This window comes from Actinoplanes sp. NPDC051346 (genome assembly GCF_040682215.1).
Classification (GTDB): domain Bacteria; phylum Actinomycetota; class Actinomycetes; order Mycobacteriales; family Micromonosporaceae; genus Actinoplanes.
In genome coordinates, this window is the sequence record NZ_JBFBAJ010000008.1 from 145083 (window position 1) to 160227 (window position 15145).

13 protein-coding genes are annotated in these 15145 nt (G+C 72.7%); 8 read left to right on the forward strand and 5 right to left on the reverse strand.

Features of this window, described 5'->3' with window-relative positions:
- Window positions 1–22: 22 nt before the first annotated feature.
- On the reverse strand, window positions 23–1822 hold the full coding sequence (locus tag AB0M36_RS21090) for a bifunctional adenosylcobinamide kinase/adenosylcobinamide-phosphate guanylyltransferase (RefSeq protein WP_364159948.1): 1800 nt from the start codon (window positions 1820–1822) through the stop codon (window positions 23–25).
- A 141-nt stretch (window positions 1823–1963) separates the two neighbouring features.
- Between AB0M36_RS21090 and AB0M36_RS21095 the strand changes: the two genes are divergently transcribed.
- Window positions 1964–2161 carry a hypothetical protein gene (locus AB0M36_RS21095; protein ID WP_364159950.1) on the forward strand — a complete coding sequence of 66 codons (198 nt, stop codon included), beginning with the start codon at window positions 1964–1966 and terminating at the stop codon, window positions 2159–2161.
- Entirely contained in the window at window positions 2158–2985 is an 828-nt protein-coding gene (locus AB0M36_RS21100) for a site-2 protease family protein (RefSeq protein WP_364159952.1), read from the forward strand. Before AB0M36_RS21095 ends, AB0M36_RS21100 begins: the two co-directional genes overlap by 4 nt.
- 132 nt (window positions 2986–3117) lie before the next feature.
- Here AB0M36_RS21100 and AB0M36_RS21105 read toward each other — a convergent pair whose 3' ends face one another.
- Together AB0M36_RS21105 and AB0M36_RS21110 are read right to left on the reverse strand one after the other, a co-directional pair.
- On the reverse strand, window positions 3118–4116 hold the full coding sequence (locus AB0M36_RS21105; RefSeq protein WP_364159954.1) for an aldo/keto reductase family protein: 999 nt from the start codon (window positions 4114–4116) through the stop codon (window positions 3118–3120).
- Between the two features lie 22 nt (window positions 4117–4138).
- Window positions 4139–6766, reverse strand: coding sequence for a WG repeat-containing protein (locus tag AB0M36_RS21110; protein WP_364159956.1), 2628 nt, complete (start codon window positions 6764–6766; stop codon window positions 4139–4141).
- Window positions 6767–9391: 2625 nt separating this feature from the next.
- On the opposite strand from AB0M36_RS21110, the gene AB0M36_RS21115 reads away from it, so the two are divergent.
- The 4 genes from AB0M36_RS21115 to AB0M36_RS21130 all read left to right on the forward strand — a co-directional run bounded on the left by AB0M36_RS21115 (window position 9392) and on the right by AB0M36_RS21130 (window position 12556).
- The gene (locus tag AB0M36_RS21115; RefSeq protein WP_364159958.1) at window positions 9392–10252 is read left to right on the forward strand and encodes an ABC-2 family transporter protein; all 861 of its coding nucleotides are present in this window, start codon (window positions 9392–9394) and stop codon (window positions 10250–10252) included.
- On the forward strand, window positions 10245–11045 hold the full coding sequence (locus AB0M36_RS21120) for an ABC-2 family transporter protein (protein WP_364159960.1): 801 nt from the start codon (window positions 10245–10247) through the stop codon (window positions 11043–11045). Before AB0M36_RS21115 ends, AB0M36_RS21120 begins: the two co-directional genes overlap by 8 nt.
- Window positions 11042–11995 (forward strand): ATP-binding cassette domain-containing protein, encoded by a 954-nt coding sequence (locus AB0M36_RS21125; protein WP_364159962.1) that lies wholly within the window; start codon window positions 11042–11044, stop codon window positions 11993–11995. The genes AB0M36_RS21120 and AB0M36_RS21125 overlap by 4 nt, the downstream gene beginning before the upstream one ends.
- Window positions 11996–12088: 93 nt before the next feature.
- Window positions 12089–12556, forward strand: coding sequence for a hypothetical protein (locus AB0M36_RS21130; RefSeq protein WP_364159964.1), 468 nt, complete (start codon window positions 12089–12091; stop codon window positions 12554–12556).
- 12 nt (window positions 12557–12568) lie between these two features.
- On the opposite strand, the gene AB0M36_RS21135 is transcribed toward AB0M36_RS21130, so the two are convergent.
- Entirely contained in the window at window positions 12569–13126 is a 558-nt protein-coding gene (locus tag AB0M36_RS21135; protein ID WP_364159966.1) for an XRE family transcriptional regulator, read from the reverse strand.
- Window positions 13127–13193: 67 nt separating this feature from the next.
- Between AB0M36_RS21135 and AB0M36_RS21140 the strand changes: the two genes are divergently transcribed.
- Window positions 13194–14087: an AzlC family ABC transporter permease gene (locus tag AB0M36_RS21140; RefSeq protein ID WP_364159968.1), complete on the forward strand. Its 894-nt coding sequence runs from the start codon at window positions 13194–13196 to the stop codon at window positions 14085–14087.
- Window positions 14081–14389, forward strand: a complete 309-nt coding sequence (locus AB0M36_RS21145) for an AzlD domain-containing protein (RefSeq protein ID WP_364159970.1) — start codon at window positions 14081–14083, stop codon at window positions 14387–14389. The genes AB0M36_RS21140 and AB0M36_RS21145 overlap by 7 nt, the downstream gene beginning before the upstream one ends.
- A 98-nt stretch (window positions 14390–14487) precedes the next feature.
- Here AB0M36_RS21145 and AB0M36_RS21150 read toward each other — a convergent pair whose 3' ends face one another.
- Window positions 14488–15117, reverse strand: a complete 630-nt coding sequence (locus AB0M36_RS21150) for a DUF3043 domain-containing protein (protein WP_364159972.1) — start codon at window positions 15115–15117, stop codon at window positions 14488–14490.
- Window positions 15118–15145 lie beyond the last annotated feature (28 nt).

The window sequence follows — 15145 nt, forward strand, 5'->3', positions numbered from 1 at the left end:
TGTCACGCGTTCGCCCGGCACGTCACGCACCCGTCTGGCCGTCGTCGCTTAGGCCGTCGTCGCCGGGGGCGGTCAGCAGCGCCGGGTGGACGCCGAGCGTGCCCGCCAGGGCGATCGCCGTGCGCAGCAGCGGCAGTGCGGCCAGGGCGTTGGCGCCCTCGCCGAGGTCGAGCCCGAGGTCGAGGACCGGGGTCAGCCCGAGCACGTCCGCGCCCTGCCGGACGAGCTGCTCGCGTCCGGCGTCGACGAGCAGACACCAGTGCCGGCTCTGCGAGGCCAGGTCGCGGGCCACCAGCCCGGCGGCGATGCCGAGCGGGCCGTCGAGCAGGACCGGCATGCGTCGGGCGGCCGCGCCGAGCACCGCGCCGGTGGCCACGGCGAGGTCCGCGCCGCCGAGCTGGGCCAGCATGTCCTTCGCGCCGCGCGGCTCCTGGCGGATCCGGTGCATCGCGTCGCGGACGGCGGCGCAGCGCCGCATCCACGCCTCGTCGTCGTAGCGGGCGCCGGGCACCAGCACGCGCGGCAGCATCGCCACCGGCTCGGCTCCCGTGACCGCGGCCACGACGGCGGTCGCGGCGGCCTCCGTTCCCGCGCCGCACGCGCCGATGACCAGCGCCTCGCGCCCGGCCTCGGCGGCGGCACCGGCGAGATCCCAGCCCTCGCGCAGCGCCGCGTCCACGGCGGCCTCGTCGAGCACCGGTCCGTCCTCCATCGCGCCGGAGGGTGGCACCCGCACCACGACGATGTCCGCGTCGGCGGTGGCGGCGAGCCGGGCCAGCGCACCCTCGCCCGCTTCGGCCTGCGCGGCGCGCCGGTCGGCCTCGCCGGGATCGGTGCCGGCCGCGGCCCCGCCGCCGTGCCGGCCGTCGAGCAGCAGCACCCGGACGGGACCCCACGGCCGCGGGGTGGCGGTGCCCTGGGTGGCGGCCGCGAACTCGACAGCCTCGAGCAGGACGCCGATGCCGGCGCCGGGAAGGTCGAGCCGGTCGAGCCGGTCGCGGGCGTCGGGGCCGGCGTCGCTGTCGGGCAGCGGCAGATCCATGCCGGCCTCGATGACCGTGCCGGACAGGTCGGCGACGGGCGCCGGCTCCGGTGCCCGGGCCACGCCCACCGTCAAAGAGGTCGCGGCCGTAGCCGCGGTGACCCGCGCCGCGGCGGCCGGGGTCGCGGCGGCCGGGGTCGCGGCGGCCGGGGTCGCGGCGGCCATCGCATCATGGTCGGCCGTGGTTACGCCGGCGTCCTCGGCCTGGACGTCGGTGAGGATGCCGGGCTCGTCGGCGGCCGACTTGAGCCACGTCGGCCGGCCCGCCACCACGAACGCCACGCGGTCGCAGGAGTCGGCGAGGGCCTGGTTCGCCGTGCCCAGGGCGTCGGCGAACGCGCGGCCCACCGGCGTCGCCGGCACCAGCGACAGGCCGACCTCGGGGCTGACCACGACCAGCCGGGCGGCGCAGTCGCGGACGGCCTCGGCCAGCGCGACCACCGTCGCCACGTCGTCGTTGGGCTGCCGGGCCGGGTCGAGCAGGCTGGCCACCCAGCCCCCGAGATCGTCGACCAGCAGCGTCTCTCCGGGCTTGGCCTCGGCGAGCAGCGAGGCGAGGCGGGCCGGGTCGGCGCCGGTCTCCTCGGTGGTCCAGGACTGGGGGCGCCGCCGCTGGTGCGCCTCGATGCGCCCGCGCCACTCGGGGTCGTCCTCGCCGCCGATCGCGGTGGCGACGTAGCGCACCGAGGGCGCGCCGGCCACGAGGGCTTCGGCGAACGCGGACTTCCCGGATCGGATCCCACCGAGCACCAGGACCGAACTCCACCCGTCAGCAGACATGCCCCGTACCTTAGATCCGCGCCCGGCGATCATGCGGGCCGACCCGGGCCTCGACCCGAACGCCACCTGACACTGCGGTGCGGCGCGCACACCGTAGGGTGGGACGGCAAGCACAGTCCCGACATCGAGGAGGGCGACCGCATGCCGTGGAGCTGGCGGTACGAGAACGTCGACGGGCAGCCGGTGGACGGCCCCGCCGAGACGTTCAGCAGCCAGGCCGACGCCGAGTCGTGGATCGGCCAGGCATGGCGCGACCTGGGCGCCGGCGGGGTCGCCCAGGTCACCCTGGTCGAGGACGACCGGGTCGACTACACGATGAGTCTGCTGCCGGCCGAGTGAGCAGCTTCCAGGTCAGCCGCGGGACACCGCGCAGCGCCTTCGTGCCGAGCCCCGTCTTCGTCGGCATCCTCGCGCTCGTCGCGGTCAGCGGGTGGATGACCTGGACCGGGTACGGCAACGTCCGCGTCGACGTCTTCCTGCTGGTCCTGTCCGGCTGGGTGCTGTCGCTCTGCCTGCACGAGTACGCCCACGCACTGGTCGCCTACTTCTCCGGCGACCGGGGCGTGGCCGACCGCGGCTACCTGACGCTGAACCCGCTGAAATACAGCCATCCCCTGCTGTCGATCGTGCTGCCGCTGGTCATCGTCGTGCTCGGCGGCATCGGCCTGCCCGGCGGCGCGGTCTGGGTGGACCACGCGCACGTCCGAAACAAGGTCAAGGAGTCGCTGATCAGCGCGGCCGGGCCGGCCACCAACGTGCTCTTCGCCCTGCTGCTGGCGGCGCCGTTCGCGTTCGGGGCGGGCGACGACCTGCGGCTCGCGCTGACCGGCTCCGGTGAGGTCGTCGTACTCGGCGAGCACGGCCCGTTCTGGCTCGCCCTGGGCGCGCTGGCGTTCCTCCAGGTGACCGCCAGCGTGCTCAACCTGCTCCCCGTGCCGGGCCTCGACGGCGGCAACCTGCTGCAGCCCTGGATGAGCCCGGCCTACCGGCGCACCTACGACCTGTTCGCGCCGTACGGGTTCATCCTGCTGTTCATGCTGCTCTGGCAGCCGACGGTCAACCACTACTTCTTCGCTCTGGTGACCTGGCTCGCCGGGCTGATCGGCGTGCCCGAGATCGGCCAGTACGGCCTCGAGTTCATGCGCTTCTGGTCCGACCGCTGACGGGGTCCGCCGCTGGCAGGCTCAGCCGCTGACGGCTCCGGCCGCTGGCAGGCTCAGCCGCTGACGGCTCCGAGCGCTGGCAGGCTCAGCCGCTGACGGCTCCGAGCGCTGACGCGCTCGGAGCCTGGCGGCTCAGGGCCGGCGGGCCGGGCTCTGCGTTCGCGCGGGATCCCGCTCGGCCAGAGCGCCGATCACCTCGTCGATCGCCGTCATCAGATCCGCCTCGAGGCGCACCCCGGAGGCCTTGGCGTTGTCGTGGACCTGCTCGGGCCGCGACGCCCCGATGATCGCCGACGAGACGTTCGGGTTCTGCAGCACCCAGGCGACCGCCAGCTGGGCCATCGACAGCCCGGCCTGCTCCGCGAGCGGCCGGAGCCGCTGCACCGTGTCGAGCACCTCGTCGGTCATCAGGCGCTTGATGAAGTCCGCGCCCGACTTGTCGTCCGTGGCCCGCGAACCGGCCGGCGGCTGCTCACCCGGCGCGTACTTGCCGGTGAGCACCCCCTGCGCGACCGGTGACCAGACCACCTGGCCCAGGCCCAGCTCCTCGCAGGTCGGCACCACCTCGGCCTCGATGACCCGCCACAGCATCGAATACTGCGGCTGGTTGGAGACGAGCCGGAACTTCAGCTCCCGCGCCAGCTCCCAGCCCTGACGGATCTGCGCCGCGGTCCACTCCGAGACGCCGATGTAGAGCGCCTTGCCCGAGTGCACGATGTCGGCGAACGCCTCCATCGTCTCCTCGATCGGCGTCGAGTGGTCGAAGCGGTGCGCCTGGTACAGGTCGACGTAGTCCATCCGCAACCGGCGCAGCGAGCCGTTGATCGACTCCATGACGTGCTTGCGGGACAGGCCGCGGTCGTTGGGACCCGGCCCGGTCGGCCAGAAGACCTTGGTGAAGATCTCCAGCCCCTCGCGCCGTTCGCCCTTCAGCGCCCGGCCGAGCACTTCCTCGGCCCGGGTGTTCGCGTACGCGTCCGCGGTGTCGAACGTGGTGATCCCCACGTCGAGCGCGGCCCGCACACACGCGGCGGCGGCCTCCTCCTCGACCTGGGAACCATGGGTGATCCAGTTGCCGTAGGCGATCTCACTGACCAGCAGTCCGGAACGGCCGAGATGACGGAACTCCATGTCCGCCGACCCTACCCGTCCCTTACAGAACCGGCCGGGTGTCGGCGAGCAGCCGCTCGATCTCCTGGATGACGTCCGCGGGCTCCGCGTGCACCACGTCGACGATCGGCTCACCCTGCCGGTCGAGGGCACCCCACCGCCCCTGCGGGTCACCGATCACGTACGCGACCGGGTGGATGAGCACCCGCGCGTGCACCGCCGGCACGAGCAGCTGACCCGTACGGTCGACGACCCCGAACCGGTCCTGCGCCCCGACGACCGCGAGCCCCTCCTCGGTGAACCCGTCCACCGGCTGCCCGACGCCCGTCAACGCGGTAGCGAAACCCTCGTACGCCAGCGGCACCACGATCCGCCCATGCCGGTCGAGCGCACCCCAGCCCTCGCGACGCACCGGCGCCACACCCCGCAGGAACGGCCGCACCTCGTCGAACCCGCCCGGCACGATCACCCGGTTGTGCCAGTCGACGGCGAACCAGCCGCCGTCCGGCTCCCGCGACACCCACGCCAGCCCGTCCGAGAACGGCAACGCCCGCACATAACCGGATGTGGCATCGATCAGCAGCGTCCCCGCCTCGTCGACGAGCTCCCACGCGTCGGCGTCCACGCGTCGCACCCACGCGGCACCCTCACGGAAGGGTTGAGCCTGGGCGTACTCGGCGGCGATGACGAGATCGCCGTCGCTGTCCGCGTACCCGAAAAGTCCGGTCTCATGGTCCGAAGCCGGCTGCGGCGGACGGCTCTGCTGAAGAATCTCCTCGCGCGAACGCGGATAGGGCCCCCACCCGGTCTCCTGCACCCGAGCCATGACCGCGTCCAACGCGGCCTCGGTCCGGGCCACAAGATCGGGATCCTCGACCCGCCGCAGCTCCAACGCCAGCTCGAAATGGTTACAGGCCTCGAGATAACGCCCCTGCTCATAACAGGACTTGCCGGCGTTCACGTGCATCTCGGCCCGGAGCAGCCCCGGCAGCTCGACGGAGTTCGCCTCCTCGTAGAGCCGGTCGGCCTCGGCGAAATCGCCCCGCCAATGCTGCACATGCGCGAGCCGAGCCTGCACGATCGCGACCTGCCGCAGCTCCCCGGTAGCCTCGGCATGCCGCAACGCCTCCCGCGCGTCGGCCAGCGCCCGGCCAAACTCGCCGAGCACCCGGCTCACCACGGCCCGCAGGCTCAGCAGCCGGGCCCGCACGGCATCCCGCTCGGCATACTCCAGCTTGTCGGTAAGCCGATCCCGCACTGCCCGCATCCGGTCCGGCTCGGCGGCGGTCTCCCGCAAGGTCACCGGATCAACTTCCCACGGGTACGCGGCAAGCACCTGCTCCGGGTCGGCGAGCCGGGGAACGGGCTCCACCTCCGGCTCCGGCGGCGGAGCGACGGAGAGCGTCGGCAGCTGCATACTGGGCGCCCGAACCGCATTTTCGGTACGGCCGACAGCACCGCGATCCGCCACGACGGAATCCGGTTCCGGCTCAGCGGGCCGCTCCTCAGCCCGATCCTGAGTCCGCGTCTCGACCTCTGCCTCAGCCTGCGTTTCGACCGCTGCCTCGGCCTGCGTCTCGGCCTGCGTCTCGGCCTGTGCCGCAACCTGTGTCTCGGCCTGTGCCGCAACCTGTGTCTCGGCCTGTGCCGCAACCTGTGTCTCGGCCTGTGCCGCAACCTGTGTCTCGGTCGGAGGCTCGAGCTGAGTCTCGGCCTGATCGCCGGTCCTTGGCTCGGCGTGCGTGGCCGCCGGATCGTTGTCGGGCGTTTCCGCGTCTGCTGACTGGTCGACTGGGGCGTCCGCGTGCTCAGCGGGCTCAGCTTGGGTCTCGCCGGTCTCGACTTGCGCGTCAGCGGGCTCGGCCTCTGTGGGCTCGGCCTGGGCCTGAGCGGCCTCGGCTTTCGCGGGCTCAGGCTCCGGCTGGTTCTCGGGCTCGGGCTGGTTCTCGGGCTCGGGCTGGTTCTCGGGCTCGAGCTGGGCCTCGGGCTCGGGCTGGTTCCCGGGCTCGGGCTGGTTCTCGGGCTCGGGCTGGGCCTCGGTCTGAGCCTCGACCGGCTCGGCGTGGGTCTCGGAATCCGCCTCGATCGAGGCAGGCTCGTCACCGGGTTCGTTGGTTTCCCCCCGAGCCTCGACGACATCGTCCTGCGGCGCCGCGAGCGCCTCCTGGACGGGAGCCGCGCTGTCTTCAGGCGCGGTGGGCTGGTCCTGGACGGGGGTGACGTCGTGACTGGCGTCATCGTTCGGCGTCGAAGCGGCATCGTCCGCAGACGCGGAGGGCCCGTCCGGCTTCTCGGCGGGATCCGGGCGCTCGGCGACGAGTTGGACCTCGGCCGAAGGCGAGAACCAGTCGGCCTTGACCGCCGCCTCGCCGCTGACGGGCATGCCGCTGGTCTGGGCAGCACTGGTCGGCCCGCTGCCGATCGGCGCACCGCTGATGGGCCCACCGCTGACGGGCTCACCACTGATGGACTCACCACTGATGGGCACACCACTGGTCGGCGAACCGCTGACCGGACCGGCCGGGGACCCTTCGCCGGCCATGCCCACGGCGGGCGACACCGGCTGGGAGTTATGCGCCGGGGTGATGGCGCCGAGACCGCTCTGGGAGAGCAGCCACCCGAGCCCCCGTCCGCTCTCCTCCTCGGCGGACGCATCGGCGCCAGCTAGCACCTCGTCGCTCTCGGCCGTCGGGTTCGACGCGGCATTACCAACCGCCCCTCGCGAGCCGGACGTTCCTGAAACCGGCGCTTCCACCGGCACGGCTTCCTGAACACCGGACCCAGATGCAGCGGGATCCGCGACGGGCAACCGGGGAGCGGCAGGCTCGGCTGCGGCGGGCTCGGGCTCCTCGTGTACAACGGTGGCCGGTGTGGCGTGCTCAGTCACCGCAGTGGGCGTAGCCGCGGCCTCAGGTGCGGCGGCGGCCGGTGTGGTGGTTTCGGGCACGGCGGTGGCCGCAGCCGCAGCCGCCGCAGTCGCGGGCTCGGGTGTGGTGGTGACCGGTGTGGCGGGCTCCCATGCGGGCACGGCGGTGCCCGAAGTCGCGGGCTTGGACCCGTCGGAAACGGGCGGCGTCGTGGCCGGCGCCCACGGGCTGGTTGACGCCGCCGGGGCGTGCCCGCCCTGCGACTCGAAGGGAGGCGCCGCAGGTTCTGCCCGGTACTGCACCGGCTGTTGTGGCGTAGGCGGGTTCTCCGGAACGGCCGGCCAGGACCACTCCTCCTGGGGCGGCACGACCGGCGGCCGGGCGGCCGGGGCGGACTGCTGAGGTGCCGCCTCTAGCGGATGCCAGGCCTGGCGAGGGGCATGCGCATCCGGCCGGTTCTGCAGCGGCGCCGGGAATCGAGGATCGGTCGGGGGCTCGGCGTTGTGCATGCCGCGTCGCGGTGCCGACGGCCGCAGCTCCGACGGCTCCGCACGACGCGCGTCCGACTGCTCCGGACGACGCATGTCCGACGGCTCCGCGTGGCGCAGGTCGGATGGCTCCGGACGACGCGCGTCCGACTGCTCCGGACGACGCATGTCCGACGGCTCCGCGTGGCGCGGGTCGGATGGCTCAGGGTGGCGCGGGTCCGACGGCTGTGGGCGGCGCATGTCCCATTGCTCTGGACGATGCGCGGTCGACGGTTCTGCGCGGTGGGCGTCCCGTGACTGCGGGTGTCGCGGGTCTGGTAGTTCTTGGCGGCGGGGATCCGGCTGCTGGTAGCCGCGCGGTTCCGGCCGTGCCGGGTAGGGCGCGCCGGGCGGCGGAACGTGGCGCTCCGGGTGGGGCGCGGACGGGCGGGTATCAAGCCCGTGCACCTCCGGCTGCGGCGAGCGCGAGGCCGGGGGAGGGGTCGGAGGTCCGGTCTCGGGCCGTGTCGCTGGATATCCCGGTTCCCGGTGAGGACCCGCATAACCGGACTCACGGTAGGGCGCGGCGGAGCGCGGATCCCCGTAGGGCTTGGCGGACCGTGGCTCCGGACGGGGCCCGGCGAAACGCGGCTCCCCGTAGACCACGTCCGAGCCGTGGGGCGCACCCGAGCCGTGGGGCGCACCCGAGCCGTGGGGCGCACCCGAGCCGTGGGGCGCACCCGAGCCGTGGGATGCATTCGAGCCATAAGGCGCACCCGAGCCATAAGGCGCACGCGATCCGTGGGGTGCGTTCGAGCCGTGGGGCGCGTCCGGGTCGTAGGGCGTGCCCGAGCGCTGCGCGTCCGGCCGGGGTGCCCACGGCGACGGCTCCGGAGCGGGCGGGCGTCCGCCGGGGGAAGGCCGAGCAGGCTGCCCCGGGCCGAGCGGACCCCCCTGGCCGGAACCATGCGGACCCCCCTGGCCGGAACCACGCGGGCCACCATGACCGGAGACAAGCGGGCCACCCTGACCGGTGCCGCCCTGCCTGGGACCGCTCTGGCCGGCACCGTGCGGGCCAGCCTGGCCGGCATCGTGCGGGCCAGCCTGGCCGGCATCGTGCGGGCCAGCCTGGCCGGGACCGTGGGCGCCAGCCTGATGAGGACCCCGCGGGCCGCGTTCTGGCAGCGGCGTGGGTTGGTTCCAGGACGGCTGCTGCGAGGCCGGCGGCTGATCGGGCGGCGCCGTCCACGACGGCGGGGGCTGCGGCGGCCGTCCGACCGTTGCCCGCCCCGCCGCCGGAGAAACGGGTCGCCCCGCCGGAGAGACCGGACGCCCAGAAGTCGGACGCCCAGAAGCAGGACGCCCAGAAGCAGGACGCCCAGAGACCGGACGCCCCGGCGCCGGAGAGCCTGACCAACCTGACTGACCTGAGGCGTTACCCACCCACCCGCTGGACGGCCGAACCGGCGACCCGGACCAATCGGGTCCAGACGAGGCCCCGCCGGACTGGTAGCCCGGCGCCCCGGAAACAGGCGGTCCAGAGACAGGCGGTCCAGAGACAGGCGGCCCGGAAACAGGCGGCCCGGAGGCCTGGGCGATGGTCCGGAAGTCCGCATCCCACGACGCCGCAGCCTCGGCGGCCGCGGCCGCGTCGTAGACCGGGTGGTGGACGGCTCGGCGGTGGCCCGGGTCGCCCGGGTAGCGCTGGCCCGGCAGGGGCTGCCATTCCCAGGTGATCTCGTAGACCCAGGCTGGTTCGTCGTCCCACGCGCCCGCGCCGACGTGCGAGCTCCAGCCGTTCATCGGGTACCCGTGCGGGTGCCGGATGTCTGCCTACGCTGCGTCACGACGACGTTCCACCTTGTCGAAAATTGCTCGGCGGCAGGGCGGCGCACCGGGTACAGTCGCCCGGCTCCACTGCGGGGTGTGAGAACTGCGGGGTTGTGAGAGGAGATTAACGGCGTGCACGGGCTCGACGCCAGGGTGCCTGCGATCTCTCCCCGCCATCCATTCCGGGATTCGGTCACTACGTTCGGTGCGCTTTCCTGGTCGGGTTTCCGGAGGTACGCGACCTACCGGCAGGCGACCATAGCCGGATCGTTCACGAATATCGTCTTCGGGTTCCTCCGCTGTTACGTTCTGCTCGCTGTCGCGGCGGGGGTCGCCGGGGGTCGACCGGGCGGTTACGACACGGCTCAGCTCGCCACGTTCGTCTGGGTGGGCCAGGGCCTGCTCACCGTGGTGTCGCTGTGGGGGTGGACCGAGCTCGCCGACCGCGTCCGTTCCGGCGACGTGGCCTCGGACCTGCTGCGTCCCGTACCCGTGGTAGTCGGCTTTCTGGCTCCTGACCTGGGGCGGGCCGGCCACGCGATGATCTTCCGCTTCCTGCCGCCGCTCGCCGTGGGCGCGCTTTTCTTCGATTTGTACGCCCCCAGCAGATGGTTCACGGTCCCGCTCTTCGCGCTCTCGATCGTGCTGTCCGTGGTCGCGAGCCTGGGCCTGCGTTTCCTAGTCAACGCGACCGCGTACTGGCTGCACGACGCGCGCGGCCCCATCATTCTCTGGACGCTGTCGGCCGGCATCCTGGCCGGGCTGTATTTTCCGCTGCGGTTCCTGCCGGACTGGCTGGCGGCGACGTTGTGGGTCGCCACGCCGTTCCCGGGTCTGCTGCAAACGCCGCTGGATGTGCTGGTCGAGCGCGATCCGACGCCGATCCAGGTGGGCCTGGTCGCACTGCAGGCGGTGTGGGCCGCCGCCCTGCTGGCCCTTGCCGCGGCCGTCCAGCGGCGCGCCGAGCGGCGGCTGGTGGTGCAGGGTGGCTGAGCTGCGGGCGTACGCGGCGCTGTTCGCCGGGCAGTGGCGGTCGCTGGCGTCCTACCGGGCGTCCTTCGTTGTGGAGCTGTGCACCAACGTCATCGGCGGGCTGCTCGACGTCGTCGCTGTGCTGGTGTTCTTCCAGACGGCGACAACGATCGCCGGCTTCACGATGGCCGAGGGGCTGCTCGTGGTCAGCCTCTCCTCGTGCGGGTTCGCGGCCGCCGACTTCGTGGTGGGCAACATCGACCGGCTCCAGAGCTATGTGCGTGCCGGCACGTTGGATGCCGTGCTGGTGCGCCCGCTCGGCGCGTTGCCGCAGCTCGTGCTCATGGATCTGCCGATGCGCAAGGCCCTGCGGGTGGTCGCCGCCGGCGCGGTGCTCGTCGTCGCGCTGCGGCTCAACGACCTCGACTGGACCCCGGCCCGGCTCGCGCTCATCGTCGCCGCGCCGATCGCCGGCGCGTTGTTCTTCGGGTCGATCTTCGTCATCAGCGCCAGCCTGGCGTTCTGGTGGGTCGAGTCCGGCGAGATCGGCAACGCGTTCACCTACGGCGGCCGGGACTTCAGCGCCTATCCCACCTCCGTCTACGAGGGCTGGTTCCGGGCGATTTTCGCGTACGGGATGGGCTTCGGTTTCGTGGCCTATCAGCCGGCGCTGGCGCTGCTGGGCCGCGCCGACCCGCTTGGCCTGCCTGTCTGGACGGGCTTCGTCTCACCATTGGTCGCCCTGGTCGCCGTCGCCGCCGCCTGGTCGGTGTGGCGCGCGGGGATCAGGCATTACCGGAGTACGGGCTCATGAACGTGATCGAGATGCACGGCCTGCGCAAGGATTTCACCGTACGGGTACGCAAGGGCGTCCTGCGCCGCGAGAAGCGGACGGTGACCGCCGTCGACGGCATCGACCTGTCCGTGGCGGCCGGCGAGATGGTCGGCTACATCGGCCCGAACGGCGCGGGCAAGTCGACGACCCTGAAGATGCTGACCGGCGTGCTGGCCCCGTCGGCGGGCGCGGTGTCGGTGTGCGGCCTGACCCCGGTGCCGCAGCGCACCCGCCTGGCGCTGACCATCGGCGTGGTGTTCGGGCAGCGTTCGCAGCTGTGGTGGGATCTTCCGCTGCGGGACTCGTTCGCGCTGCTGCGCCACGTCTACCGCGTGCCGGCCGACGCGCACGCCGCTCGCCTGCGCCGATGCCGGACGCTGCTGGAACTGGACGAGTTCCTGGACACTCCGGTCCGCCAGCTCTCGCTGGGCCAGCGGATGCGCGGCGAGTTGACCGCCGCCCTGCTGCACGGCCCGTCGGTGCTGTTCCTGGACGAGCCGACGATCGGACTGGACGTCGTCAGCAAGCAGGCGGTCAGATCCTTCCTGGCCGAACTCGGTGCCTCGGGCGCGGTGACGCTGGTGCTGACCACCCACGACCTCGCCGACATCGAACGGTTGTGCCGGCGCCTGGTGGTGATCGACCACGGACGCGTGGTGCACGACGGCACGATCGAGGCGCTCCACTCCCGGTACGGCTCGCGCCGCCGCCTGGTCGCGGACCTGGACGCGCCCCTGCCCGCGGACTTCGCCGTCCCGGGCGCGGAGCTGGTGTCGCTCGAAGCCGACGGCCACCGGGCGTCATTCGACCTGCTGTCCTCCGCGGCCGGCGCAGTGGTCGCCGAACTCACCGCGCTGGCATCGGTCCGAGACCTCTCCCTCGTCGAACCAGACATCGAAGACGTCGTGGCGCGGCTGTACCGCTCCTAGGGCCGGCCGGTCATGCCTGTCTCGGGTGATCAAATAGCGCCCATGACAGCGATTTCGTGGCGTGACGGAGCGCGGGAACTGCGCCGGTCGGTCGTGGCGGAGGGCGGCGATCCTGACCGGATCGAGGACGTGGGCCTCGCCTGGCGCTCCTTCCGCGCGTTCCTGGCCGTGCCGTTGGAAGGTCTCTTCGATCGATGGGAGGGTGACGACGTCGAGGCGGACACGCTGATCGTGGACTTCGGTGTGTTCGGTTGGCAGCGGGATCTGCCGGGATTGCTGCTGGTTCGACGTTTCTCCGTCCCGGCCGTCGAGTGGCATGACGGCGTGCCGGGCGAGGCGTCGGACCGCGAGGACGACCTCGATCCAGACCTTGCGGACACCGTGCAGATCGAACTGGAACTGACCTTCGCCCCTGACGTCACCGCGGAGGCCGACGACTTCTGGACTACTGCTCGCAGCGGTGAGTTCGACCTCGGCGACTTGGCTGAGGCCGAGGAACTTGTCACGACCTTGGGTCTTGGGCGACCGCTGCGCAGCCGGATCGATCTCGTCAAGCCCTGAGTGGTACCGGCCCTAGCGGTGTTCCATCAGCAGGACCGCCCACGTGCCGGGCTCGAGGGCTTCGTAGTGGTGGGGGACGTCGCCGGGGAAGGCGACGTAGTCGCCGGGGCTGAGGTCGACGCATTCGCCCGTCGGGCCCGCGCGGAGCCGTCCGCCCGCCACGATCACGTGTTCGACGCTGCCGGGGATGTGCGCCTCGGCCTCCCGGGGCTGGCCGGGTTCCAGCTCCATGACGTAGAGGTCGCGCCGGGCGTGGGTGGAGCCGGCGGCGAGCAGGCTGGCGGCGAAGTCGGCCTGGTCGGCGCGGAGCCGGGGCTTGTCGCCGGCCCGGACGACGCGGACGGTGGGCGCCGGCGGTTCGACGAGCCGGCTGAAGGGCACGCCCAGGGCGACGCCCAGCGACCACAGCGTCTCGATGCTGGGGTTGCCGCTGCCGTTTTCGAGCTGGGACAGGGTGGACTTGGCCAGCCCGGCCCGGCGGGCGAGTTCGGCGAGCGAGATGCCGGCCCGCTCCCGCTCGCGGCGCAGGGCGGCGGCGATGGTGGCGAGCGGCGACGCCGGCTGCGACATTGTTCACTCCATCGGTCGGTCCGTTCGGTTTGACGAACGCTCGGGGCGTCGTTCATTATTTTGAACCATGCGTACGTCATCGCGAACACCGGATCGCGCTCTCCTGCGGGACGCGGCCGCGATCGCCGCCGCGACGGTGGCGGTGGGAGCGTCGTTCGGGGCCATCGCGATCGCGTACGGGCTGCCGACGTGGGTGCCGTTCGTGATGTCGACGGCGGTGTTCGCCGGGGGCTCCCAGTTTCTCGCGGTCGGCCTCCTCGCGGCGGGCAATCCGCTCGCGGCCGTCCTCGCCGGCCTGCTGCTCAACGCCCGCCACCTGCCGTTCGGCCTCGCGGTCGCCGGCACGATCGGCGCCCGGTGGCGGGACCGGCTCGTCGGCAGCCACCTGATGACCGACGAGGTGGTGGCCTTCACCCTGCGCGAGCAGGATCCCGCTCGACGGCGGCGCACGTACTGGCTGATCGGCGCCACGTTGTTCATCTCCTGGAACGCGGGGACAGCCTTGGGTGTCCTGCTCGGCGGCACCGGCGACCCGGCCGCGCTGGGACTCGACGCGGCCTTCCCGGCGGGACTCATCGCCCTGATCCTGCCGTCGCTGCGGGACCGGGCGACGTGTGCCGTAGCCCTCAGCGGCGCGGCCGTGGCGGTGTTGTTGACCCCGGTGCTGCCGGCGGGCCTGCCGGTGCTGTGTGCGCTGGTGGGGCTGGTCGCCTTGTTCAGACCACGCCGGCGGGCTCCGGACGACGGCGGCCCTGGACACAGGGGTGGCCCCGGGCCGGAGGTTGGCTCCGGGCACAAGGGTGGCCCCGGTCCTGAGGGTGGCCCCGGTCCTGAGGGTGGCTCCGCGCAGGAGGGTGGCCCCGGTCCGGATGGTGGTTCCGGGCACAAGGGCGGCGGGCCCGTGCATGAGGGCGGGCCCGGGCAGGAGGGCGGGCCCAGGAAGGAGGAGGTGCCGTGCTGATCGCGTCGATCGTCGTGCTGGCCGTGGGCACCTATGTCATGCGGCTGAGCGGGGTGCTGCTGCGCGACCGCCTGGAGCTTTCCGATCGGCTCCAGCGCCTGCTGCCGATGGCCGCCGCGACGCTGCTGGCGGCCCTGGCGGGCACGGCGGCGCTGATAGAGGGCAGCGGGTTCGCGGGGGTGGCGCGTCCGGCCGGGGTGGCCGTCGGCGCGCTGCTGGCCTGGCGGCGGGCGCCCTTCGTGGTGGTGGTGCTGGCCGCCGCGCTCACGGCGGCCCTGCTGCGCCTGGCCGGGATCGCCTAGGGCTGGCCGGGATCGCCTAGGGCTGGCCGGGATCGCCTAGGGCTGGCCGGGATCGCCTAGGGCTGGCCGGGATCGCTCACGCCGGCCCGCCCGACCGCTCAGACCTGGTCGCCGAGCTCGACCTGCGGCTTCGGCACGCGCATGCGGCGGAACGTGAGGCCGCGCATGATGCCGTACAGGTAGAGGGAGCCCATTCGCTGCGTCGTGTTCGGGAAGCGCTCGGTCACCAGCTTCTTGATCCGGCGGGAGATCAGGATGCTGTCGATGATGACCGTGATGGCCAGCACGGCCCAGAGGACGTTGGAGCCGATCTGGACCTGGATCGGCATGTTGCCGGTCGAGCCGATGAACACGATGATGGCGCCGACGAAGAACCAGGTGCCGGCGGTGCGGCGGGAGTCGACGATGGCGCGCACCAGGGCTCGCTCCGGGCCTCGGTCGCGGGCCAGCAGGTAGCGCTCGTCGCCGGCGCGCATGCCGGCCGATGCCTCGGAGCGCTCCTGGCGCTGGCGCTCGCGCATCTGCTTGTAGGCCTCGCGGCGGTTGGCCGGGGCCTGCACCGCGTCGTGTCGCCGCTGGCCGCTCTGCCGTTTGGGCGTCTGGAGGCCTAGCTCCTTCTTGGAAGGTGTGTAGCCCTTGGGCCGCGGTGTGGCGGGCTCGGACGTGGTCACCTCCTCGACGGCGTCGGCGACGAGTTCGGTGGACTTTCGGCGAAACAGCGAGGGCACCCCAGCAGCGTAGCCAAGCGCCGCCGGA

Coding starts and splice junctions, on each gene's coding strand:
- AB0M36_RS21090 (WP_364159948.1), bottom strand. CDS start 1,822: ATGTCTGCTGACGGGTGGAGTTCGGTCCTGGTGCTCGGTGGGATCCGA.
- AB0M36_RS21095 (WP_364159950.1), top strand. CDS start 1,964: ATGCCGTGGAGCTGGCGGTACGAGAACGTCGACGGGCAGCCGGTGGAC.
- AB0M36_RS21105 (WP_364159954.1), bottom strand. CDS start 4,116: ATGGAGTTCCGTCATCTCGGCCGTTCCGGACTGCTGGTCAGTGAGATC.
- AB0M36_RS21125 (WP_364159962.1), top strand. CDS start 11,042: ATGAACGTGATCGAGATGCACGGCCTGCGCAAGGATTTCACCGTACGG.
- AB0M36_RS21135 (WP_364159966.1), bottom strand. CDS start 13,126: ATGTCGCAGCCGGCGTCGCCGCTCGCCACCATCGCCGCCGCCCTGCGC.
- AB0M36_RS21140 (WP_364159968.1), top strand. CDS start 13,194: ATGCGTACGTCATCGCGAACACCGGATCGCGCTCTCCTGCGGGACGCG.